Source organism: Streptomyces sp. NPDC020379 (assembly GCF_044387105.1).
Classification (GTDB): Bacteria; Actinomycetota; Actinomycetes; order Streptomycetales; family Streptomycetaceae; genus Streptomyces.
Genome location: NZ_JBIRVR010000009.1, coordinates 259,078 through 281,236, shown reverse-complemented (window position 1 = coordinate 281,236; position 22,159 = coordinate 259,078). Strand labels below are relative to the sequence as shown.

Genomic DNA, 22,159 nt, shown 5'->3' with positions numbered 1-22,159 from the left:
CCTTCTCTCGGGCTCGGAGACTGCTCTAGGCCACGGCTTCGTCGAGCTTGGCCGCCTGCCTGTCCTTCAGCGGGCCGATGACGGACAGCGAAGGACGCTGCCCCAGTACATCGCGGGACACCGAGCGGACCTCGTCCGGGGTGACTGCCGAGATGCGGGCCAGCATGTCGTCGACGGACATCTGGTCGCCCCAGCACAGCTCGCTCTTGCCGATGCGGTTCATCAGCGCGCCGGTGTCCTCCAGGCCCAGGACCGTGGAGCCGGAGAGCTGCCCGACGGCGCGGGTGATCTCCTCGTCCGTCAGACCGTCCGACGCGACCTTGTCGAGCTCGTCGCGGCAGATCTTGAGGACGTCGTGGACCTGGTTCGGGCGGCAGCCGGCGTAGACGCCGAAGAGGCCGCAGTCGGCGAAGCCCGAGGTGTAGGAGTAGACGGAATAGGCGAGTCCGCGCTTCTCCCGGACCTCCTGGAAGAGCCGCGAGCTCATGCCGCCGCCGAGGGCGGTGTTGAGCACGCCGAGCGCCCAGCGGCGGTCGTCGGTGCGGGCCAGGCCGGGCATGCCGAGGACGACGTGCGCCTGCTCGGTCTTGCGGCCGAGCAGCTCGACGCGGCCGGCGGTGCGGATCGTACGGGCGCCCGCGCGCGGCGCGACCGGGGCCGCGTCCGTGCGGCCGAGCGCGCCGGCCTTCTCGAAGGCGGCCCGCACCTGGCGGACGACCTTGGCGTGGTCGACGTTGCCCGCGGCGGCCACGACCAGGTGGGTCGGGTCGTAGTGCTTCTTGTAGAAGCGCGCGATCTGGTCACGGCCGAGGGCGTTGATGGTCTCGACGGTGCCGAGGACCGGCCGGCCGAGGGGGGTGTCGCCCAGCATGGTGTGCGCGAACAGGTCGTGCACGCAGTCGCCGGGGTCGTCCTCCGTCATCGCGATCTCTTCGAGGATCACACCGCGCTCGGCGTCGACATCGGCGGCGTCGATGAGCGAGCCCGTGAGCATGTCACAGACGACGTCGATGGCGAGCGGCAGGTCGGTGTCGAGGACACGGGCGTAGTAGCAGGTGTACTCCTTCGCCGTGAACGCGTTCATCTCACCGCCGACCGCGTCGATGGCGGCGGAGATGTCCAGCGCGCTGCGCTTGGCGGTGCCCTTGAAGAGCAGGTGCTCCAGATAGTGGGTGGCGCCGTTCAGCGTCGGGGTCTCGTCGCGGGAGCCGACGTTGGCCCAGATACCGAAGGTCGCGGAGCGGACGGACGGCAGGGTCTCGGTGACGATGCGCAGCCCACCGGGCAGGGTGGTGCGGCGGACCGTGCCGATGCCGTGCTCGCCCTTGAGAAGCGTTTGGGTACGGGCGACGGCCCGCCCCTCCGAAGAGGTGCGGGCCGTCTTCCGTGTACTACGGGACGTCACTTGGCGGACTCGTCCTTAGCGTCGTCGCCGTCCTCGCCCTCGATGACCGGGATCAGCGAGAGCTTGCCGCGCTGGTCGATCTCGGCGATCTCGACCTGGACCTTGGCACCGACGCCGAGCACGTCCTCGACGTTCTCCACGCGCTTGCCACCGGCGAGCTTGCGGATCTGCGAGATGTGCAGCAGGCCGTCCTTGCCCGGCATGAGGGAGACGAAGGCACCGAAGGTGGTGGTCTTGACGACCGTACCCAGGTAGCGCTCGCCGACCTCCGGCATGGTCGGGTTGGCGATGCCGTTGATCGTGGCGCGGGCGGCCTCGGCGGCCGGGCCGTCGGCGGCACCGATGTAGATGGTGCCGTCGTCCTCGATCGTGATCTCGGCGCCGGTGTCCTCCTGGATCTGGTTGATCATCTTGCCCTTGGGGCCGATGACCTCACCGATCTTGTCCACGGGGATCTTGACGGTGATGATCCGCGGGGCGTTCGGGGACATCTCGTCCGGCGTGTCGATGGCCTCCATCATCACATCGAGGATGTGCAGACGGGCGTCGCGGGCCTGCTTGAGGGCCGCGGCCAGGACGGAGGCCGGGATGCCGTCCAGCTTGGTGTCGAGCTGGAGCGCGGTGACGAACTCCTTCGTACCGGCGACCTTGAAGTCCATGTCGCCGAACGCGTCCTCCGCACCGAGGATGTCGGTGAGGGCGACGTAGTGCGTCTTGCCGTCGATCTCCTCGGAGATCAGGCCCATGGCGATACCGGCGACGGGGGCCTTCAGCGGCACACCGGCGTTCAGCAGCGACATGGTGGAGGCGCAGACCGAGCCCATGGAGGTCGAGCCGTTGGAGCCGAGCGCCTCGGAGACCTGGCGGATGGCGTACGGGAACTCCTCGCGCGTCGGCAGCACGGGCACGATGGCCCGCTCGGCCAGGGCGCCGTGGCCGATCTCGCGGCGCTTCGGCGAACCGACGCGGCCGGTCTCACCGACGGAGTACGGCGGGAAGTTGTAGTTGTGCATGTAGCGCTTGCGGGTCACCGGGGAGAGGGTGTCCAGCTGCTGCTCCATGCGGAGCATGTTGAGGGTGGTGACGCCCAGGATCTGGGTCTCGCCACGCTCGAACAGCGCCGAGCCGTGCACGCGCGGGATGGCCTCGACCTCGGCGGCGAGCGTGCGGATGTCCGTCACGCCACGGCCGTCGATGCGCTTGCGCTCCTTGATGACGCGCTCGCGCACCAGGGACTTCGTCAACGAGCGGTACGCGGCGGAGATCTCCTTCTCGCGGCCCTCGAACTGCGGGAGCAGCTTCTCGGCGGCGATCTCCTTGACGCGGTCGATCTCGGTCTCGCGCTCCTGCTTGCCGGCGATGGTGAGCGCCTGCGCGAGCTCGTCACGGACAGCCTTGGTCAGGGCGGCCAGGACGTCGTCCTGGTAGTCCAGGAAGACCGGGAACTCGCCCTCGGGCTTGGCGGCCTTGGCGGCGAGCTCGGACTGGGCGCGGCAGAGCACCTTGATGAAGGGCTTCGCGGCCTCGAGACCGGCGGCGACGACCTCCTCGGTGGGGGCGTCGGCGCCGTCCTTGACCAGCTGGATGGTCTTCTCGGTGGCCTCGGCCTCGACCATCATGATCGCGACGTCGCCGTCCTCCAGGACACGGCCGGCCACGACCATGTCGAAGACGGCGTCCTCGAGCTCGGTGTGGGTCGGGAACGCGACCCACTGGCCCTTGATCAGGGCGACGCGGGTGGCGCCGATCGGACCGGAGAAGGGCAGGCCCGCGAGCTGCGTGGAGCAGGAGGCGGCGTTGATGGCGACCACGTCGTAGAGGTGGTCGGGGTTGAGCGCCATGACCGTCTCGACGATCTGGATCTCGTTGCGCAGGCCCTTCTTGAAGGAGGGGCGCAGCGGGCGGTCGATCAGGCGGCAGGTGAGGACCGCGTCCTCGGAGGGCCGGCCCTCGCGGCGGAAGAAGGAGCCGGGGATCTTGCCGGCCGCGTACATCCGCTCCTCGACGTCGACCGTCAGGGGGAAGAAGTCGAGCTGGTCCTTGGGCTTCTTGGAAGCGGTGGTCGCCGACATCACCATGGTGTCGTCGTCCAGGTACGCCACGGCGGAGCCGGCGGCCTGCTTGGCCAGGCGGCCCGTCTCGAAGCGGATGGTGCGGGTGCCGAAGGTGCCGTTGTCGATGACGGCCTCGGCGTAGTGGGTCTCGTTCTCCACCAGGGATATCTCCTCGTCTGCGTCCCCGCCCGTGTGGCGGGGACGTTGGCGGAGGTGCGCCGGGCTGGCCGGTCTTCGATCGAAGCACCCGGATTTCCCTGATCCGGGGGCCACTACCGAGGACCGGCGGCGAGCGGAGCGCTCCTCCTCATGCTGTTCTTTTGTTCAGTCCTTCGTGGACACCAGACTACAAAGCTTCGGCGTCGCACGAGATACGCAAAGGGAGCGGCCCCCAGAGGTGGGAACCGCTCCCTTCACGATGTCTTACTTGGCGCCCGCGGCACCGCGGCGGATGCCGAGGCGCTCCACCAGGGCGCGGAAGCGCGTGATGTCCTTCTTGGCCAGGTACTGGAGCAGGCGGCGGCGCTGGCCGACCAGCAGCAGCAGGCCACGACGCGAGTGGTGGTCGTGCTTGTGCTGCTTGAGGTGCTCCGTCAGGTCCGAGATGCGACGGGTGAGCATCGCGACCTGGACCTCGGGGGAGCCGGTGTCGCCCTCCTTGGTGGCGAACTCGGCCATGATCTGCTTCTTCGTAGCGGCGTCGAGCGACACGCGTACTCCTTGGAATTCTCGTTTTCAGCCACCGAGTGCCCCTGGTCTTGGTCTCAGGGGAGCTTCCGTTACTCGGGAGGCGGGGTCCGCTGGGCGCTGTCCCCAGAAGCCCCACGGGGCTTTCCGGAGGCGCGTACACAAACGGCCACTGCACACAGTACCAGCCCGGCTCCCGGGCCCCGCCCCGGGGCCGCTCCGGGGCCCGTCAGCCCGCCGACAGGCCGCGGGCCCTCCCGTACATGCCGAGGACCGCGAGGGCGAGCGGTACGAGGGCGAGGAGGAGCGCGCTCTCGGAGATGTCGGAGACGCGCCCCCAAAAGGGTGACAGGCCCTTGCGGGGGACGATCAGGGCGACGGCGGTGAGCAGGCCGCCGCCGAGCGTGACGGCCGCGGCGAGCCAGACCGTGCGGATGTCGGTGGAGCCGCCGGCGGGCGGGTTCAGGGACATGCCGAGGACCAGCAGGGCCAGGGCGGCGAGCCCGGCGGCCAGGACGGCGGCGACCTGGGCGGTGTAGCGGAAGAGGCGGGCGCGCAGCAGCATCGTGAGCCCGGCGGCCAGGGCCAGGAGGCGGGCCCAGGGGCCGCCGCCGGCCGAGAAGGCGAGGACGGCGGCGGAGGCGGTGACGACGGCCGCGCAGCCGCCGACGAGGCCGAGCAGCAGCTCGTGGCCGCGGCGGACGCGCTCGGCGACGCGCTCGGCGTCCACCGGGTCGGGCGTGGTGCGGGCGGCCGGATCGGGGTCGCCGCCGGAGGCGGAGTGGGGGGCGGCGTAGCCGATGGGCAGCCGGGCGACGCGGGCGGAGAGGCCCGGCAGGAAGGCGATGGCGCCGATCGCGACGACGCCGCAGACGGCGGCCGCGCCCGCGGGGCTCCCACCGCCGAGGATCAGGCCGAAGGCGGCGAGGGTGCCGGTGACGGCCGCGGTGAGGGCGGCGACGAAGGGCGCGTCGCCTGTGGGCACGGTGGCGACCAGGGCCGCGGCGGCGACGAGGACGGCCGCGCAGCCGAGCAGGAACTGCAGCCGGCCGGCGCCCTGCCCCGGGTCGGGCGCGAGGATCCCTGAGCCGGCGATCATCAGGTGCGGCATGGCGGCGAGTCCCAGGGCGACGGCGCAGGCGCGGTCTCCGTAGACCCGTGCCCGTACGCCCGCGAGCGCGGCCAGCAGCACGCCGGCGGCGGCCGCGACCGCGCCGGGGGTGCCGTGCATGTCGTGCCGGACGGGATCGGCGAACCACAGGGCGAAGGCCATCAGGGCGAGCAGCAGGGCGCCGCCGAACAGTCCGGCGGCGCGCAGGAGTTGATCGTTCCACAGGGTCCGGTCGCGGGTGACCGCGGCGGCCACGGCGTCCGTCACGTCGTCGTGCACGGCGGGCGGCAGGGACTCCGCGAAGGGACGCAGCGAGAGCAGCTCGCCGTCGAGGACCCGGTGGGCGGCCAGCGAGCGGGCGCTGTCGAGGACCGTGCCGTCGCGGCGTACGAGGTGGTAGCCGGTGGGGGTGCCGACCGGCTGGGTCTGGCCGGTGAGGCGGAGGATCTCCGGGTAGACGTCGGCGACCGCGATGTCGTCCGGCAGCGCGACGTCGATCCGGCTGTCCGGAGCGACGACGGTCACCCGGCAGAAACCTGTCCCAGTGGACGTACTCACCTGTCGGGGCCCCCTGCTCCACTCCGAGCCTTCGCTCATGCATACGCGCGGCGGCCACCCTATCGGGAGCCCGTCGGCGCACGTCGATAGGATCGCCGTTCCGCGGAGGGGAGGCCGGTGCCGGAGGGGTGCCGCTCGGAGATTCCCCACCGCGTGGAGGGGTTGAGGCATCCGGTGAGCCAGGTCGTCGTCCATCGCCCGCCCCGGAGTCTGCCGCCGGACGTGCCCGGTGAGGAGATCCGGCTGGAGGCGCCGCCCGAATTGCCGCGCGGGCGTCAGGACAGTGTGCTGATGCAGCTGTTGCCGACGCTGGGCATGGCCTCGTCGATGGTCTATTTCTTCATGCCGGGTGCCGCTCCCATGATGAAGATCATGGGCGTCATGATGATGTGCTCGACGCTGGGCATGACGATCGCGATGGTCGTGAGGCACCGTCAGGGCTCCCAGGGGCAGACCGCGGACATGCGCCGGGACTACCTCAAATACCTCGCGCAGACGCGGCGGACCGTGCGCCGGACGGCGCGTGCGCAGCGGGACGCGCAGTTCTATCTGCACCCTTCCCCCGACCAGCTGTGGTCGGTGGTCGCCGAGGGCACCCGGCTGTGGGAGCGGCGTGCGGGCGACGACGACTTCGGGCAGGTCCGCATCGGGCTGGGGGCGCAGCAGCTCGCGACGCCGCTGGTGGCTCCGGAGACCGCTCCGATAGACGACCTGGAGCCGTTGACGACGGGCGCGATGCAGCAGTTCCTGGCCACGCACGGGTCGTTGGACGGCATGCCGATGGCGCTGTCGCTGCGCGCCTTCTACCACGTGACGCTCTCGGGCGACCCGGAGACGGTGCACGGGACGGCCCGCGCGCTCGTCGCGCAGCTGGTGACGCTGCACTCGCCGGACGACCTGGTGGTCGCGGTGGTCGCGGCGCGCGGGGCGGCGTCGTACTGGGAGTGGACGAAGTGGCTGCCGCACGTGCAGGTGCCGGGCGCGGTCGACGGGGCGGGCGCGCGCCGGCTGATCGGTGACGAGCTCGGCGAGCTGGAGGATTTGCTGCGGCCCCGGCTGGAGGGGCGCACGCGCTTCAGCCGGGACGGGCAGCCGGTGCTCGACCAGCCGCACGTGGTGCTCGTGCTCGACGGCGGTACGGTGCCGGCCGAGTCGGTCTTCGCGGCGCCCGAGGGGCTCCAGGGCGTGACCATCGTCGAGGTGGTGCCGGGGGATCTCGGGGAGCCGCGGGGCGGGCTGTCTGTCGTGGTGGAGCCGGGCGAGCTGCGGCTGCTGTCACAGGTCGCGGCGTACGACGGTGTGCCGGACACGCTGTCCATGGAGGCCGCGGAGGCGCTCGCGCGCCAGCTCGCGCCGCTGCGCATGGGCGGCGGTGACGGCGACGAGCCGCTGCTCGCCAACCTCGATTTCACGGATCTGCTGGGGCTGGGCGACGCGGGCTCGGTGGACGTGGCGCGCACCTGGCGCCCGCGGTCCTCGGCGGAGCGGCTGCGGGTGCCGATCGGCGTCAGCGAGGACGGCACGCCGGTGATGCTGGACATGAAGGAGGCCGCGCAGGACGGCATGGGCCCGCACGGGCTGTGCGTCGGCGCGACGGGTTCCGGCAAGTCGGAGCTGCTGCGCACGCTGGTCCTGGGGCTCGCGGTGACGCACTCCTCGGAGACGCTGAACTTCGTCCTCGCGGACTTCAAGGGCGGTGCGACCTTCGCGGGCATGTCGGCGCTGCCGCACGTGGCGGCCGTGATCACCAACCTGGCGGACGACCTGACGCTGGTCGACCGCATGCGTGACTCGATCACCGGTGAGCTCCAGCGGCGGCAGGAACTCCTGCGCTCGGCGGGCAACTACGCCAACATGCACGACTACGAGAAGGCGCGCGCGGCCGGTGCGGCGCTGGAGCCGCTGCCTTCACTCGTCCTGGTGATCGACGAATTCAGCGAGCTGTTGACGGCCAAGCCGGATTTCATCGACATGTTCATCCAGATCGGCCGCATCGGCCGCTCGCTGGGTGTGCATCTGCTGCTGGCGTCGCAGCGCCTGGAGGAGGGCCGGCTGCGCGGCCTGGAGACCTATCTGTCGTACCGCATCGGCCTGCGGACGTTCTCGGCCGCCGAGTCGCGTACGGCGCTGGGCGTCCCGGACGCCTACCACCTGCCGTCGGTGCCGGGTTCGGGCTATCTGAAGTTCGGCACGGACGAGATGACGCGCTTCAAGGCGGCGTACGTCTCCGGCCCGTACCGCACGGCTCCGGCCGCGGGCGCCGGGGGGAGCGCGCTGCCCATCGAGCGCCGCCCGGTGCTCTTCACCGCCGATCCCGTGCCGGTCACCTACACCGCGCCCGAGCCCACGGCCGGGCCCACGGTCCGTACGGGCGAGGAACCGCAGGCGGAGACGGTCCTGGACGTCGTTGTCCGGCGGATCGAGGGCCAGGGGCCGCCGGCTCACCAGGTGTGGCTGCCGCCGCTGGACCGGGCGGCCTCCCTGGACGAGCTGCTGCCGCCGCTGTCCACGGTGGAGGGCCGCGGGCTGACCGCCCCCGGGCACGGGCGCCTCGGCCGTCTCGTCGTCCCCATCGGTCTCATCGACAAGCCCTTCGAGCAGCGGCGCGACGTCCTGCACCGCGACTTCTCGGGCGCGGCCGGCAACATGCTCGTCGTCGGTGGCCCCCAGTCGGGCAAGTCCACGCTCATGCGGACGCTGGTGGCGTCCTTCGCGCTGACCCACACGCCCGCGGAGGTGCAGTTCTACGGCCTCGACTTCGGCGGCGGCGGCATGAGCGCCATCGCGGGACTGCCGCACGTCGGCGGGGTCGCGTCCCGCCTCGACCCGGAGCGCGTGCGCCGTACGGTCGCCGAGGTGGCGGGCATCCTGGCCCGGCGCGAGGAGTATTTCCGGGCCCAGGGCATCGACTCGATCACGACCTACCGACGGCAGCGGGCGGCGGGCGGATTCTCCGATCAGCCGTGGGGCGATGTCTTCCTCATCGTCGACGGCTGGGGCAATTTCAAGCAGGAATACGACATGCTGGAAGGCGTCGTCACCGATATCGCGGGGCGGGGCCTGGGTTACGGAATCCATGTCGTGGTGACCGCCTCCCGCAATATGGAGGTCCGCGCCTCGCTCAAGGACCAGCTCCTGAACCGGCTGGAGCTGCGGCTCGGTGACACCATGGATTCGGAATTCGACCGCAAGGTCGCCGCGAACGTCCCCGCCGGGGTGCCCGGCCGGGGCCAGCTCCCGGAAAAGCTCCACTTCATGGCCGGGCTGCCGCGCATCGACGCCGAGAACGACCCCGAGACCCTGACGGACGCGACCGCCGAACTGGTCCGCGCCGTCGACGAGGCGTGGACCGGGCCCCACGCTCCCGGGGTCCGGCTCCTCCCCCGCAAGCTGCGCGCCGACGAGCTCCCCAAGGGCTTCGAGAATCCGCAGCAGGGCGTCGCCATCGGTATCGACGAGACCAATCTGGAGCCGGTCTACGTCGACTTCGAGACCGACCCGTTCTTCCTCGTCTTCGGCGAGAGCGAATCGGGCAAGACGGCGCTGCTGCGGCTGCTGGCCAAGCAGATCACCGAGCGCTACGGGCCGGAGGAGGCGAAGATCGTGGTGGGCGACTTCCGCCGCACCCTCCTCGATGTCATTCCCGACACCCATCTGCTGGAGTACGCGCCGCTCGCCTCTGCGCTGGCCGTCCACGCGAACGCCCTCAACGGCCTGATGGAAAGGCGCGCTCCGCAGCCCGACATCACCCCGCAGCAATTGCGCGACCGGAGCTGGTGGTCGGGCCCGCGGTTCTTCGTCATCGTCGACGACTACGAACTCGTCTCGACCAGCAGCGGAAATCCCCTCTCGGTCCTGACCGAGAACCTCCCCTTCGCCCGCGACGTCGGCATCCGCTTCATCATCGCCCGCAGCTCCGCCGGCGCGTCCCGCTCGATGTTCGAGTCCTTCATGCAACGCGTGAAGGAACTCGGCGCCCAGGGCGTGGTCCTCTCCGGCGACCCGGGCGAGGGCGACTTGCTGGGCGGCGTACGCCCCCGCCCGATGCCGCCGGGCCGCGGCTTCTTCGTATCGCGGAAGAGGGGAGCTCCGCTGGTGCAGGTGGGGTGGCTGCCGGAGGAGTAGGCAGGGACCGGCTGTTCGCCGTGGAAGGGGCATGAGTACGCGTACTCATGCCCCTTCCACATATGCGTGCGTAGGGTCACGACAGAAGCACGCCAAGAGATCAAGAAGCGGCTGCGCCAGGCGAGGTCCTGTTGTTAGGTTCGAACGCAAAAGTGCCTGGTGCAAAGGCTTTTCGAGGGCACTCGTGGGTGCGACAGGCAGGAGGCAGCGGTGACATTCCACGACGAATGGGCCGCGTTGCAGGGTGACGCGACGCGGACACGACTCAACAGCCTGCCGGGCCCGGGAGGCGACGCGGAGCTCAAGTCCTCCGCGGCGAAGAAGCAGTCGGCCGTCTCCGCGCTGGAGCAGCACATACAGCCCGACGTCCAGAAGGCGGGCAGCTCCATGGACGAGGCGACGGAAGCCGCGGCCAAGGGATTCACGGAGTGGGCGACGGGGGCCGGAATCAATGAGGCGCTCAAGGGGTGGCGGGCCTCGGTGAAGGCGTTGCAGGGGCGGCTCTCCGCGGAGAAGGCGGCACTGAGCGGCGCCAACCGGTTGTTCCAGGGCACGGACATCCACACGGGCAACCAGATCCCGCTGCTCGTCCCGCAGGACGGAAAGGGCATCCAACCGCCCTTCCAGTCGCGGCTGTCGGAATACTGAGGGGAAGTCGGCACGGCATGCTCACGTACCACCAGGCCATGACCACGGATCTGTCCCTCCTGGCCACAGCGGCGGCGAAGTGGGAGTCGGCGGCGAAGGACTTCGAGGGCGTGCAGAAGGCTTATGACGGCCAGGTGAAGAGCGTCGGATTCGACGGCACCTGGACCGGTCAGGCCAACCTGAGCGCCCGGCCCAACATGCAGCAGACGTCCGACCAGTACGTCGCCGCGGCGAAGGAGGCACGTGCGGTCGCCGGTCTTCTGCGCGACGCGCAGGCACAGTTCACCGAGCTGCGCGGCAAATTGAAGTCGGTGGTCGCCGAGGCGGAGAAGAACGGCCTGAAGGTGAGCGAGGACGGCACTGTCTCCTCCACCACCCCCGTCAACAGCGCCGCACTTCACGATCCGGACTACCAGGCCGTGCTTGCCAAAGAAGCGGCCAAACGGGCTGACTGGGCCCAGAACATCACCGACATGGTCAAGATGTTCGACGATGCCGATCACGGGGTCAGGATGGCCCTGACCGCCGCCGTCCAGGACACGGACTTCTGGGACGGCACCCCCAATGGCTTCAACGCGAAGGCCGAGGGCGATCTCGGAAAGGCCGAGGCCAAGGAAACCATCAGGCTGGCCGAGAAGCTCAAGTCCGGCGAAAAGCTCGACCCGGATGAACTCGCCGCGGCCCCCTGGCTTTTCCGCGATGTCGCTCAGGACAAGAAGGCCAGCCGGCTCGTCCTGGACACGATCGGCCCCGACGGAACGATCGAGCTGACGAACCGGCTCAACGGCCTGGCCGGGTCGGGCGACAAGAGCCACAAAGAGGCGTACGACGCCATCAGGTCCGGCCTGGCCGGCACGGTGTCGGCCGCCACCTCGGACCCGAGGTCGCCCTTCTACGAGAAGTGGCGCGACGGCCTGCGCAAGGCCGGCACCAAGAACTTCGGCAGCAAGACCGACCCGGTCTACGGCTACCAGTCGTTCGTCGGCCTTATGGAACACAACAAGCGGTACGGGAAGCAGTTCCTCAATGACCTCGGCGACGACATCATCGCCGCGGAGAAGAAGGACAAGGACGTCTGGACGAAGTGGCGTGACCACCCCGGCACGGCGAGCGACCCGCTCGACCACCTGCTGGGCGTGATGAGCAAGAACCCGGACGCGGCGACGTCATTCCTGGACCCGGGGGCGGAGGGGAAGAACGATCACCTCAAGTACCTCTTGATGGATCGCACCTGGCCCAAGGAGGCCGTAAATGGGCCGGGAATGTTGAGCTTCAAGGACGACCCCGACAGCAAGGCCGGTCTAGGGCTGGCAATCGAAGCAGCCGCTACCGGTCACGAACCGAACGCGGCCATGGGGAAGCCTGGACCCCATTCCGAGGGGCAGGCGCGCGTGCTGCAACAGACCGTCAGCGCTCTGGATACTGACGGAAAGGGCGACTCGATCTCCAGCAATCTACAGAAACCGATCGGTCGCGCTCTCAATGACTATGTAGCGGACACCCATTATATTTTGCACGGGCAAGACGGCACTCAGGGTTCGGACGGAATCCGAGGGTCAGGAAACAACTCACACATAGCGAACAGCCAGGCCAGCCTGATTCGCGTCCTCAGAGGTGCCTCCGATGACGACGAAACATTCGCCATGCTCTACAAGTCGGAGAATTCCTACTCGGCAGACGTTCTTGCCCACGGAACCCGAGACGGCGACACCAGCAATAGCATCGGCGACTGGAACAATCGAGCATCCGAGGTCGGAAAGGTACGTGGCGTCTACAACAGTATCGGAGCGGATGCAATCCTCGACAAGCGGGACAACAAGGTCACGTGGGCCAACGATGCCGCTCGCTACGGATATCACGGGCTGGGCACGCTCGCGAACAAGGTACCGATAGTTGGTGATGAGGCCCAACGCCTGGTTGACACGATGACTTACGAATGGTCCAAGGATGCCATCGCCGAGGCCAACAATGAGGCGAGGAAGGACAGCAGCAGGAACTACGCAATCGGTATCGACGGAACCTATGAACTCATCAACAATTGGGCTGACGGGCGAAAAATGGACAAGGACGTCGTTGCCGTGAACTCCATGAGGCACGAGGCGGAGCAGAGCTATACCGCCGGCCGGGACGCGGCCCTCACTGCACTGAGGACGCAGTCCTGATGAAAAGGATTGAGAACCTTCCGCTGTGGAAGAAGATATCATTCGCAGGTGCCGCCCTGACGTTGCTGGCCGGGTCCCTCAACCTCGCATTGAACACCAACGCCCTGGGACCCGACGACCTCTGCGGGGGGCTGATATCGGCAAAACAAGCTCAGCGCACCCTCGGACACACCGGCCGGCTGGCAGACAACGGGTTCGCCACCGGGGGGAGCGCGCCAGAGTTTCACTGCAAGATCGAGCAGAGGTCCGCTCTGCTCGGGCACGATAATTCTTATCTATGGGTAGACGGAAACCAGCAACTGGCGAACTTCCCCTTCGTTCAGCCGCGCTGGGCTTATCCGGCCGAGATGTCGTTCTTTTCCGGTCCCGCAACGGGGGCGGTATCACCGTCCGACGGCTGGATTCTGCTGCCCGAATCCTGCTGGCGACAACCAACGAGGTATGACGGCACCGCAGTTCCGCACGTACGTACGGTGGAGGTGAGCTCGCCCGGCCACCGCTTGGAAAGTTTGGAGATGGCCCGTCTCCTGGTGGAAGCTGCGAATAATGCTGCCCGCCTCGATGGCTGCTCCGATCAGAAGCTGAAGGCCCCGGCTTATATTACGCCGGTGGCCGAGCCCAAGGCCACGAAGTTTTCCGATACATGTGGAATCGAAGGATTCTCTCTGCCCACTGTGGCAGGAGTAGAGCGGAGCGGCTCGCGCGAGAGGTCGGGAAACTTCGATGCTCCTGTATGGACCTGCGACTTGTTGCCTCGTGAGGCACGATCCCCCTCCGTCAGCTTTGCCGTGGTGCGTGACAAGACCCTGGTGTCCGCCCTCACGCAAAGCATCGACCACTTGCGTGTCCAACCGCCGCATGGCTGGAAGGCCCGTGGCGACATGCGGACAGGGCTCGTCACCTCGTGCAAGGGCGAGGACACCTATCTCTCCATGCATCTTTCCGATACAAAGGCGGGATGGGATGAGGCTGCTTCCCAGTCCCTCTTCACTTCATTCATCAGCACAACCAGCAGAAAACTTGGCTGCGGGAACGTAACGCCATGACCCCGACCATGAAGTTGGCCACCTTCTGCTGGGTACTCGCCGGGGTTTTCCTGTTGCTCGGGTGCATCAATCCGCGTGCCGTCTACTGGGGAACTCGCGCCTGGCAGTACCGCAAACCCGAAGCGAACGAACCCTCAGAAGCGTTCTACGCATTTCAGCGAGTCGGGGCGTTCGTCGGCGCCCTCGTCCTCGGGATCGGGGGTTGGGTTCTGTACGAGCAGGAGAAGAGCGACACCTACGACGCCGGCGACATGGAAACGGCTGTGAGCAAGGTAGTCAGTCTGCTGGAGCAGGACAAAGTTCCACAGAGCAAGATTCTGTCGCCCGACTACTACACATCCGTGAACGCCGCGGTGCAGCAGGTCACCGGAGGCCCGCTCAGCGATCTACAGATCGATCTCAAGGGGAAAACAAAGGACGGCAGCGAGAAGTTCACCCTGTCGTCCCGGGCAACCGGAAATCCTTACTGCCTGTCCGTTACCACGGGCATCGGCCCGGAGTCCGCTCCGGAAGAAGTGCAATACTTCAGCCTGCTTCCCACAGCACGCAAAGGTGCGTGCTGACCCGCATAGCGCATCGAATACCGATCGAGGGATCGCTCGTGTCCAAGAAGATGCTCACCCAATCAGCGGCTCTCCTGGACGTATTCGGCATGGCCGTGACGGGCTGCGGTAGCAGCTCCGCGTCGAAGGACGCAGCGCCTGATACTCCCTCCGCCCCGGCGGACAGGCCCACGCCCGATGTCGGTAACGACAGGGATACGTTGAAAATCAAGAGTACGAATCTACTTATGCGGAACACGTCGTTTCACGCATCAGGGACCACTACCACTCTCGGTGGCGGGAGTCTGGAGATGTGGTCTGATCCTGGGCAGGGGTTGCGGCTGAAGGCCACGTCGAGCAAGTCGGGGCAGAGCGGCGAGATGTTCTGCAAGGAGGGCGCGACCTATACGAGTGCGCCCCTCTTTGCAGACAGCCTGCGGCAGTCCGGGCAGAACATCACGCTTCCGCCTGCTCTCACGGATGTCTACGTTCTGGGGACCCCGGGGCAGCAGGGGTGCAGCAGCTTCTACGCGATCGCGGAGACAGCCCAACGGGCTCCCGACCAGGACGGCTCGGTCAATGGCACCAAAACGCATGCGGTCGTTGCTGCCGCCGGACCGACAAGTGACGTCTATCAAATAGCGGCAGAAGACAAGTCCTACCTGCTCCAACTGCGGTCCACTCGTGACGGTCGGACGAGCACCACGACGTACGACTCGTTCGGCGACACGTTTAGCATCACCATGCCGTCCGACGACAAGACGATGTCGATGAACGAGTTCCGCCGCCGCGTCACGGGTTGAGAGTGGCCTTCCTTCGCCCTCGCGGCCCGTCCCTTCCGCTGGGACGGGTTCGCCACTTTCGTGCTCGTCGCGGGACATTTGTCATGACGGATACATGAGCTAGCTCACTGGTAGGGCTGGGGTGCCGGACCGGATACTTCTGATCATGACGATCACTGAACGCGCAGGTCTGCGGCGGTTCCCCGTGGTGACTGTCGTGGTGTTCGCCGCGACGGCCACGGTGAATCTCCTGCAATTCGCCGTGCACGGGGTACTCGGGGAGTTGCAGCGGACCCCCGCCGGACTGCACGGGGAGTGGTGGCGCTCCGGCACGTCGCTGTTCGTCCAGGACGGCGGGGCGCTCGGGACCGTGAGCAACCTGCTCTTCCTCCTGCTGGTGGGGGCGGTCGCGGAGCAGGTCCTGTCCAGGTCGCGCTGGCTGTCGCACTACTTCGGGGTCGGCGTCGTCTGCGAGTTCGTCGCCTATGCCTGGCAGCCCACGGGCGGCGGCAATTCCATCGCGATCTGCGCGCTGGCCGGCGCCGCCGCCCCGGCCCTCTGGCGCGCCGACCCGCGGCTGCCCGGCAGTGCCGCGCAAATACTGCTGCTCTGGAGCGCTGCCATGCTCGGCACCCTCTGGCCGGGCGCCCTCATACCGGCGTTCGTCACCTGCGCCGTCGCCTCAGCGCTCGTCAGCGTCGGCAAGGAGCGGGGCATCTCGGTCCACCGGCCCGCGGCCCTCGTCGTGCCGATCGTCGGAGCGGCGCTGGCGGTTGCTCAGAACATCCACGGGGCGGCACTTCTGCTGGGTGGCGCACTGGCCGTACTGCCGGTCGCCCGGGCTACTGGACGAGGTGGTCGAGTTCGCCTCGCTTGGCGGCTTCGATGAGGTTGCGGAGGCCCTCGCGGGTGGTGGTGATCAGTTCGTCGGGGCGGGTTGTTTCACGGAGTATGGGGGCTCCGGTTGCGGTGTGGCCAATTTGGAGGCAGGCATTACCTCCATTGGCACAGAGCGGTTCCTGCCAACGAATTTCGGACATGACGAGCCCTTCAAAGTTGCCGAGCGATCTCGTGTATGAACTCGCGTGACTCGTTCTCGTCGAGCACGCAGGGTTCCATCATGTCGAAGAGCAATCGGTAGTTGGCAAGCTGCGTTTCAGAATCCACGAAGACAGACCCATGGGACGTGTCCAACTGAACGGTGTCGAGTTGGGGAACCGGCCCACAGGCATAGAGGATCGTCTGTCCTGCTCCGGGGAAGCCGCCCATCGCGAATGGGATCACCCTGAGGCTGACGCCCTCTCTCTCGCTCGCCTCCAGGAGGTGCTTCAACTGTGCGCGCGCAGTTGTACGGCCGCCGAACTGCATACGCAGAGCGCTCTCGTGGACAATCGCGTCGTAAGCGGGCGGGTCGTCACGGTCGAGGACCCGGCGCCGCTCCAAGCGGTGGGCCACGCGGAGTTCGATCTCATCAGCCGGCATCTCCGGAATCACCAGGTCGAAGATGGCTCGCGCATGGTCAGCCGTCTGAAGCAGACCGGGAATGTGGGACGTCAAGGCGTTGCGGATCCTGGCCGCATGCCACTCAAGTTCGGCAATGTCCAGGAAGAAGGCGGGCAGGGAAGCTCTGTACGCCTCCCACCAGCCCTTGGTGTGATCCTGCGCCATCGCGGCAAGAGCAGTCACCAAGGCGTCGTCCGTGCACCCATAGTTGGAGGCAAGCATGCGGACGCGGGCCGGGCTGATACCGAAGCGCCCTGCCTCGGTGTTGGAGATGCGCGTCCGGTCGACGCCGAGCACCGCTGCCGCGTCCAAAGCTGACATGCCTGCCTGCTCTCGCAAGTGGCGTAGCGCCGCCCCCAATCGACGGTGGCGGATCGTCGGACTGCTCCTCGGCGGCATAGGACCCCTCTCTCGAACCGGCGACCAGTCTGCCCGCCGGTAGCGGCGAGTTCCAGTGATCACCTCGGAGCACAGGGCTTCCCCAAGGGAGGTAGCACAGGGCTTCCCGACTGCGCTACCGTCAGTGTTGCCAAGCTCACACGCCGTGGAGCCGGAAGTGCACCGCGCGAGCATGCCCACCTTCCCTGGAGTGGACGCGCTCACGCCCAGGGAGGCAGGCCACCGGCGCCCGTTCCGCGTGCGAGGGCTCTCCCCTGCCTAGCGTCTGGAGTGACCACGCATGAACTTCGCACCCTGCATGCCCGATTCGTCGGACGTGTCCTCCGCTGATCCCGTCCCCAGTAACCTCGACTACACCCTCGGGCTCCCCGGCGGCGCGTACTGCCTCAGCATGGCCCGTAAGACCGTCGATCGCCTTCTGCGCGCACACGACCTCGCCGACATGGCCGAACTCGCCGTGCTCACGACGTCCGAACTGCTCACCAACGCCTACCTGTTCACTCCCGGGAAGCCGACGAGCCTGTCCATCCGGTGGCGGTTCGGCGTACTCCGCCTCACTGTGTTCGACGAGCATCCCCGGCACCCTCGGAACGTGCGGGATGCCTGTCAAGCACGGCGGCGGGCGGCGCTTTCGACCCTGGATGCGGCACTGGCCGCGTGCGAGAGCCTTTGTTGTGGTCTGGACGAAGTCGGCGGCCCGCTGGCGGGGAACAAGATGTGGGTGGCGTTCTCGCGGAAGACGGCACGGAACTACGAGCGGCTCTGAGGGGTGAGCGTGATCGGTGATCCAGGGATATCGCGGCGCCGCCGGGAGTACGCTGCTCACGAGGAACTCCGCGGCGCCAACTCACCTTCGCGCGCCGCGATATGACGGCGATCGCGCACTCCGAAAGGCGGCCCCTGCGTCATGGACCCACATGAGAAGGACGAGCTCTACGCGATGGACATCTCCGGCGTCGAGTGGCTGAGCGCGCCGGATGCCACGACCGAGGTGCGCGTCGAGATCGCGTATCTCCCGGGTGGTGCGGTGGCAATGCGGTCGTCGGCCGATCCGGACACCGTGCTGCGCTATACGGAGAGCGAGTGGCGGGCGTTCGTACTCGGCGCGCGGGACGGCGAGTTCGATCTGACCTGAGCCTGGGGGTGGGGCGGGCCTTTACCCGCCCGCCCTACCCCCGTCGACCGTCAGTAGCTGATGTCGAACAGCTGGGAAGCCTTGCGGTCCGTGTGCCGGTAATCCATGCTGCCCTGCTTGATCTTGGATGCGATCTCGGTCAGGATCGAGTGGATGTGCGTACCGCGCGCGTCGAACTGCGCCTTCGCCTGGAGCATCTTCTGGTGGGCCTCGCCCTGCCAGCCCTCGGTGACCTCGTTGACCGCGGCCCAGATGTCCTTCAGCTGCTGGTCGACGACGCCGGCCGCCTTGCTGATGTCATCGGCGGTCTTCTCGACCGAGCTGTAATGAACCTTGAGGTCGTCATTCGCCCCGGACATGTACCCCCCTCGTGGTGGTGATTGCTTCGTGGAATGCGGAAGTACTGCTAGTAGCTGCTGATCTTGCTTTCGAGACCGGCGCTGACGCCCGCGCCGGCACCCAGGGAACCGAGGTGTCCGCCCGCGGCCGAGCCGTTCACGTCGATCTTGTTGAAGGTCGCCATGATGTCGGCGTCGTTCGCGTGGCTGGCCTTACGGGTCAGGGCCACGGCGTCGTGAATGCCGTCGATCAGCCGGCGCAGGGCGTCGTGGTCCTCGTTGAGCGCGGTCTGCGCGGTGCGGAATGCCTGAGCGCCAGCACCGGTCCAGGCCGCCTCGACCGTGGCGATGGCATCGGCCAGGGACCGGAGGTTGGCGGAAAGGGCCTCGCTGGTTTCCCGGATCTTGCCTTCGAACTTGGTGAATGCGGGATCACTGATCTTCTGAGTGTCCGACATGCTTCGCCTTTCTTGTTGTTAGGGCTGGCTGGTGCGGCGGCGTACGACGACAAAGCCGATGGCCGTGGCGAGGACCACTGCGGCGCCCGCGCCGAGGGCGGCCCAGGTGGTGGTGCCGATTCCTCCGCCCGAACCGGACTTTGCGGCGATGGGTTTGCCGACCGCGGACGAATTCGAATCGGAGGGGGACGACTTGGGTGCGTTGGCCGCGAGAAGGGGGTTGACGTCCGCCGGGCCGGGGTCGCCTTCACCGTCGACGAGCACCTTGCGGGGGCGGACGCTGCCGTAGCCGAGGTATTTGCTGGGCATCTTGGCACCTGCGGGCTTGCCGGCGGTCTCCATCATCACGCGGAGGACTTGGTTGTTGGTCCAGTCCGGGTGCTTGGCCCAGATGAGGGCGGCTGAGGCTGAGGCGATGGCTGTGGCTTGGCTGGTGCCACCTGCTACGCAGTAGCCGGGGCCCTTCTCGCAGTGCTGGACGATCTCGTCACCGAAGGCGACGAGGCCGACCTGGTTGCCGTAGGTGGAGAACTTGGCGATTTTTCCCTGGCGGTCGATTGCTCCTACGCCGACGACACCGGGGAGGGCCGCAGGAAAGGCCGGCTCGTTCTTCTTGTCTCCGTCGTTTCCAGTGCTGGCGAAGATCAAGCTTCCTTTTCCAAGTGCATAGTTGACAGCAGATTGCATCTTGGGGAAGTTTGCAGGAACGCCCAGAGGCCCAGCAGAGATATTGATGACCCTGGCGTCATGGTCCGCCGCATATCGGATGGCCCTACTCACCAAGTCGTCAACGGCATCGACTCTCTGGTCGGGCACGGCCTTGATGGGCAAGATCTTTGCTTCAGGAGCCAAGCCCTGTATACCGCCGTCAACCCCTGAACCGGCGATCAAGGTGGCCATGTTAGTTCCATGGCCTGCAGTATCCACATGCGGGTCTGTGGGGTGGTTAGAGGCGTCTGTGCCTTCCAGTACCTGTCCGCGCAGCTCGGGAAGCGATCCGTCTACGCCCGTATCGATCACAGCAACTGTGACGCCCTGCCCTCTGCTCACCTTCCACATCTCTTCGGCCTGCATATCGTCCAAGAACCACTGCCTCGAGTGCTCGTCTTGCGCCACGGCAGGGGCCACGACGCATTCGAGAGGCATGAGCATCGCCCCGAGCAACGCCGAGGCCAGCAGGACGCGCTGAGCCGGAAATCGCATGAGGCAGTGGTCCCCTTCGTGAGGTCTCGTGAGCTATTCGATGACTGGAGGCACGACACTTCCGCGGCCTCTGGTCCAGGTCTCTTCGTCTTCCACCAGATAGTCGGGTCTGGTGGAGCGACGGCGATTACCCCCGGAAGAGTTGGTTCCCGAGTGTGGCATCACACCCGGCGGCTGATTTCCTCGTACGAGACCTGAGCCACCCGGTGTGAACTCGGAGCGTCCTTCACGCGGTGCACGCAGGCCACCAGCAGTACCACCTGGCTCTGTGGCCAACCTTCGGCCGGTGTAACCGTTCCTCGGGCCGGGAGTGTTACCGCCAACAGGATGACCCCCCATACCCATGGGGCCTCCTGCCCGCGCACCTGGAGCCCCAGCCGGCCCCCGTGGTGCCGTCGCTGCGCCCGCCTGAGGCCCCGAAACGGTCCGCTCTTCGCCCACGACCGTCCCTCGCGGCAATCGTGGGATCGCGGGCTGACTGCCCGACCGGGTGGGCATACCGCCGACGATTCCGTCCTTCCCTCCTGCCCGAGGGATACCTCCGGGCCGCGGCGTACTCACCCTTTCGGGGCGACCAGCAGCGGGTCCACGTGGCACTTCGATGCCACGTCGCGGGGCGGACGGGCTGGCGGGCACCAGGGGGCCTGGCATGGCAAGCCCGGGGCCTCTTGGATCCGGACCATCGATAGCAGGGTGCTTGACGACATGCTTGGTTGCGCTGTCCGGAGACTGCGGGAATGCCACAGCGTCGATCGCGGTATTCGCGTGCCCGTCAGCCCCCACCACCGCGCCTGTCGGTCCGTGTCGTCCTTCATCAGAAGGGTGCAAGACCTCATTACGAGCCGTGCCCCTCACGCCTTCGGCGCTCGGCCTTGACGCGTTGCTGCCTGCTGCCGCTCCCCCTGTCGGCGCCGAGCCCCCGTCGGGGAACTCATAGTCTTGGTATACAGGTACGAGACCAGCAGGCAACGTCGGAAACCGCGGCACCTCCAACCCCGCCACATCCGTATGCACCGTCCGGTAGTAGGAATCCAGCCGCTCCATCTGATTGATGGCCTCTTGCCGGTTGGATTCCGCGCCCTTCAAGCGCGCCTTTTCCTTGTCCGGGTCCGCGAAGCACGGTTCCGGTGCCGGGATCGCCTTCTTTGCGTCGCTCAGGCTCTGGCCCGCGAAGCCTATGTTGATGCCGACCTTCAATGTGTAGTCGGCGAGCTTGAGCGTCTGCTTTGCCAGCTCCGCACCCCAGTTGCGGAATGCCTCGCCGCCCTCGCCCTCCCACTTCACGCGCTCGACATGTGCCTGGAGTTCCCCGCCGAGGTCATAGATGTCGGTGAACGCCTTCAGCAACGCGTCCGCGGCGTCATTGATCTGCTGCGGCTGACCGCCCGCCACCATGGCGTAGAGCTCTTCGTGCGTGGCGTCGTCGAATTTCCCCTTGCCCATCCGTGTGCCGCCCCCCTTACGCGGTCTCGGACCCGAGATCGGTGGCACCGCTGCGCTCCGGCTTGGGCTCGTGTCCGCCCTTGGCCGGGGAGGGCTTTCCAGTCGTCGGGTCGTGGTAGTTCTTGCGGACGCGCTCTTCGATCGCCTTCAGCCGGGCGGCCTGTTCGGCGTCCATCCCGTCGTATCCGCGCTCGGCGACCACGGCGGCGATCCCCATCGCCTCGACCTGGTCGCCCAAGGTCTGGGACAGCGTCTTCAGCTGGTCGTGGACCTTGTCATAGAGCTTGGCGAGGTCGTCGGCGGAGCCGAATCCGGTGCCGTAAGCGCCCTTGGCGATCGTCTGATGGGCGATGGCTTTCTGCGAGGCGGGCGACTTCTCCAGTTCGGACACGATGGTGTCGATCCGGCCCTTGAACTTCGCCAGCGTCTCGGCTTCCTTCACCAGATTGCCGTTGCCGAACGGCCTCTGGTCCTGATCGCCCGAACCCTGTTGCTGCACCCTGCCCCTCCCCTGTGGCATCCAGCGCGACACTACGCCACTCCAGCCACTCCCTGCATGA

Annotated in this window: 18 protein-coding genes; 9 read left to right on the top strand and 9 right to left on the bottom strand. The window is 67.4% G+C overall.

The features are described 5' to 3' along the window. Positions 1–25: 25 nt before the first annotated feature. From ACH427_RS15395 to eccD, 4 genes are all read right to left on the bottom strand, one after another. On the bottom strand, positions 26–1,405 hold the full coding sequence (locus tag ACH427_RS15395; protein WP_398869938.1) for a M16 family metallopeptidase: 1,380 nt from the start codon (positions 1,403–1,405) through the stop codon (positions 26–28). Then, positions 1,402–3,618: a polyribonucleotide nucleotidyltransferase gene (locus tag ACH427_RS15390; RefSeq protein WP_398869937.1), complete on the bottom strand. Its 2,217-nt coding sequence runs from the start codon at positions 3,616–3,618 to the stop codon at positions 1,402–1,404. Before ACH427_RS15390 ends, ACH427_RS15395 begins: the two co-directional genes overlap by 4 nt. A gap of 264 nt (positions 3,619–3,882) precedes the next feature. Then, a complete protein-coding gene (gene rpsO, locus ACH427_RS15385) occupies positions 3,883–4,170 on the bottom strand; it encodes a 30S ribosomal protein S15 (RefSeq protein WP_045934183.1) in 288 nt (95 codons plus the stop codon). 205 nt (positions 4,171–4,375) lie between these two features. Next, positions 4,376–5,815 (bottom strand): type VII secretion integral membrane protein EccD, encoded by a 1,440-nt coding sequence (eccD, locus tag ACH427_RS15380; protein WP_398869936.1) that lies wholly within the window; start codon positions 5,813–5,815, stop codon positions 4,376–4,378. 174 nt (positions 5,816–5,989) lie between these two features. On the opposite strand from eccD, the gene eccCa reads away from it, so the two are divergent. From eccCa to ACH427_RS15345, 7 genes are all read left to right on the top strand, one after another. Continuing rightward, positions 5,990–9,940: a type VII secretion protein EccCa gene (gene eccCa, locus ACH427_RS15375; RefSeq protein ID WP_398869935.1), complete on the top strand. Its 3,951-nt coding sequence runs from the start codon at positions 5,990–5,992 to the stop codon at positions 9,938–9,940. A 210-nt stretch (positions 9,941–10,150) separates the two neighbouring features. After that, the gene (locus tag ACH427_RS15370) at positions 10,151–10,588 is read left to right on the top strand and encodes a hypothetical protein (protein ID WP_398869934.1); all 438 of its coding nucleotides are present in this window, start codon (positions 10,151–10,153) and stop codon (positions 10,586–10,588) included. Positions 10,589–10,626: 38 nt separating this feature from the next. Further along, positions 10,627–12,750 carry a hypothetical protein gene (locus tag ACH427_RS15365; RefSeq protein ID WP_398869933.1) on the top strand — a complete coding sequence of 708 codons (2,124 nt, stop codon included), beginning with the start codon at positions 10,627–10,629 and terminating at the stop codon, positions 12,748–12,750. Continuing rightward, entirely contained in the window at positions 12,750–13,796 is a 1,047-nt protein-coding gene (locus ACH427_RS15360; RefSeq protein WP_398869932.1) for a hypothetical protein, read from the top strand. The genes ACH427_RS15365 and ACH427_RS15360 overlap by 1 nt, the downstream gene beginning before the upstream one ends. Next, entirely contained in the window at positions 13,793–14,359 is a 567-nt protein-coding gene (locus ACH427_RS15355; protein ID WP_398869931.1) for a hypothetical protein, read from the top strand. The genes ACH427_RS15360 and ACH427_RS15355 overlap by 4 nt, the downstream gene beginning before the upstream one ends. Before the next feature lie 38 nt (positions 14,360–14,397). Continuing rightward, positions 14,398–15,141, top strand: coding sequence for a hypothetical protein (locus ACH427_RS15350; RefSeq protein ID WP_398869930.1), 744 nt, complete (start codon positions 14,398–14,400; stop codon positions 15,139–15,141). A 145-nt stretch (positions 15,142–15,286) separates the two neighbouring features. After that, positions 15,287–16,009, top strand: a complete 723-nt coding sequence (locus tag ACH427_RS15345) for a rhomboid family intramembrane serine protease (protein WP_398869929.1) — start codon at positions 15,287–15,289, stop codon at positions 16,007–16,009. A gap of 161 nt (positions 16,010–16,170) precedes the next feature. Here the strand turns inward: ACH427_RS15345 and ACH427_RS15340 are convergent, their stop codons facing one another. Further along, positions 16,171–17,022 carry a helix-turn-helix domain-containing protein gene (locus ACH427_RS15340; protein ID WP_398869928.1) on the bottom strand — a complete coding sequence of 284 codons (852 nt, stop codon included), beginning with the start codon at positions 17,020–17,022 and terminating at the stop codon, positions 16,171–16,173. Positions 17,023–17,302: 280 nt separating this feature from the next. On the opposite strand from ACH427_RS15340, the gene ACH427_RS15335 reads away from it, so the two are divergent. Together ACH427_RS15335 and ACH427_RS15330 are read left to right on the top strand one after the other, a co-directional pair. Then, on the top strand, positions 17,303–17,788 hold the full coding sequence (locus ACH427_RS15335) for an ATP-binding protein (protein ID WP_398869927.1): 486 nt from the start codon (positions 17,303–17,305) through the stop codon (positions 17,786–17,788). Between the two features lie 141 nt (positions 17,789–17,929). After that, a complete protein-coding gene (locus ACH427_RS15330) occupies positions 17,930–18,157 on the top strand; it encodes a DUF397 domain-containing protein (RefSeq protein WP_366004983.1) in 228 nt (75 codons plus the stop codon). Between the two features lie 50 nt (positions 18,158–18,207). On the opposite strand, the gene ACH427_RS15325 is transcribed toward ACH427_RS15330, so the two are convergent. The 4 genes from ACH427_RS15325 to ACH427_RS15310 all read right to left on the bottom strand — a co-directional run bounded on the left by ACH427_RS15325 (position 18,208) and on the right by ACH427_RS15310 (position 22,098). Then, positions 18,208–18,516 (bottom strand): WXG100 family type VII secretion target, encoded by a 309-nt coding sequence (locus ACH427_RS15325; RefSeq protein ID WP_398869926.1) that lies wholly within the window; start codon positions 18,514–18,516, stop codon positions 18,208–18,210. Positions 18,517–18,563: 47 nt separating this feature from the next. Continuing rightward, complete coding sequence (locus tag ACH427_RS15320) at positions 18,564–18,953, bottom strand: WXG100 family type VII secretion target (protein ID WP_398869925.1); 390 nt, start codon at positions 18,951–18,953, stop codon at positions 18,564–18,566. Positions 18,954–18,971: 18 nt separating this feature from the next. Then, positions 18,972–20,156, bottom strand: a complete 1,185-nt coding sequence (gene mycP, locus ACH427_RS15315; protein ID WP_398869924.1) for a type VII secretion-associated serine protease mycosin — start codon at positions 20,154–20,156, stop codon at positions 18,972–18,974. 1,459 nt (positions 20,157–21,615) lie between these two features. Further along, positions 21,616–22,098 carry a hypothetical protein gene (locus ACH427_RS15310; RefSeq protein ID WP_398869923.1) on the bottom strand — a complete coding sequence of 161 codons (483 nt, stop codon included), beginning with the start codon at positions 22,096–22,098 and terminating at the stop codon, positions 21,616–21,618. Between the last annotated feature and the right edge of the window lie 61 nt (positions 22,099–22,159).

What these genes read in the sequence shown, in the direction of transcription:
- ACH427_RS15345 (WP_398869929.1), top strand. Translation starts at nt 15,287, where the DNA reads ATGACGATCACTGAACGCGCAGGTCTGCGGCGGTTCCCCGTGGTGACT.
- ACH427_RS15360 (WP_398869932.1), top strand. Translation starts at nt 12,750, where the DNA reads ATGAAAAGGATTGAGAACCTTCCGCTGTGGAAGAAGATATCATTCGCA.
- ACH427_RS15320 (WP_398869925.1), bottom strand. Translation starts at nt 18,953, where the DNA reads ATGTCGGACACTCAGAAGATCAGTGATCCCGCATTCACCAAGTTCGAA.
- ACH427_RS15355 (WP_398869931.1), top strand. Translation starts at nt 13,793, where the DNA reads ATGACCCCGACCATGAAGTTGGCCACCTTCTGCTGGGTACTCGCCGGG.
- ACH427_RS15340 (WP_398869928.1), bottom strand. Translation starts at nt 17,022, where the DNA reads ATGCCGCCGAGGAGCAGTCCGACGATCCGCCACCGTCGATTGGGGGCG.
- ACH427_RS15365 (WP_398869933.1), top strand. Translation starts at nt 10,627, where the DNA reads ATGACCACGGATCTGTCCCTCCTGGCCACAGCGGCGGCGAAGTGGGAG.
- ACH427_RS15335 (WP_398869927.1), top strand. Translation starts at nt 17,303, where the DNA reads ATGAACTTCGCACCCTGCATGCCCGATTCGTCGGACGTGTCCTCCGCT.
- mycP (WP_398869924.1), bottom strand. Translation starts at nt 20,156, where the DNA reads ATGCGATTTCCGGCTCAGCGCGTCCTGCTGGCCTCGGCGTTGCTCGGG.
- ACH427_RS15330 (WP_366004983.1), top strand. Translation starts at nt 17,930, where the DNA reads ATGGACCCACATGAGAAGGACGAGCTCTACGCGATGGACATCTCCGGC.
- ACH427_RS15325 (WP_398869926.1), bottom strand. Translation starts at nt 18,516, where the DNA reads ATGTCCGGGGCGAATGACGACCTCAAGGTTCATTACAGCTCGGTCGAG.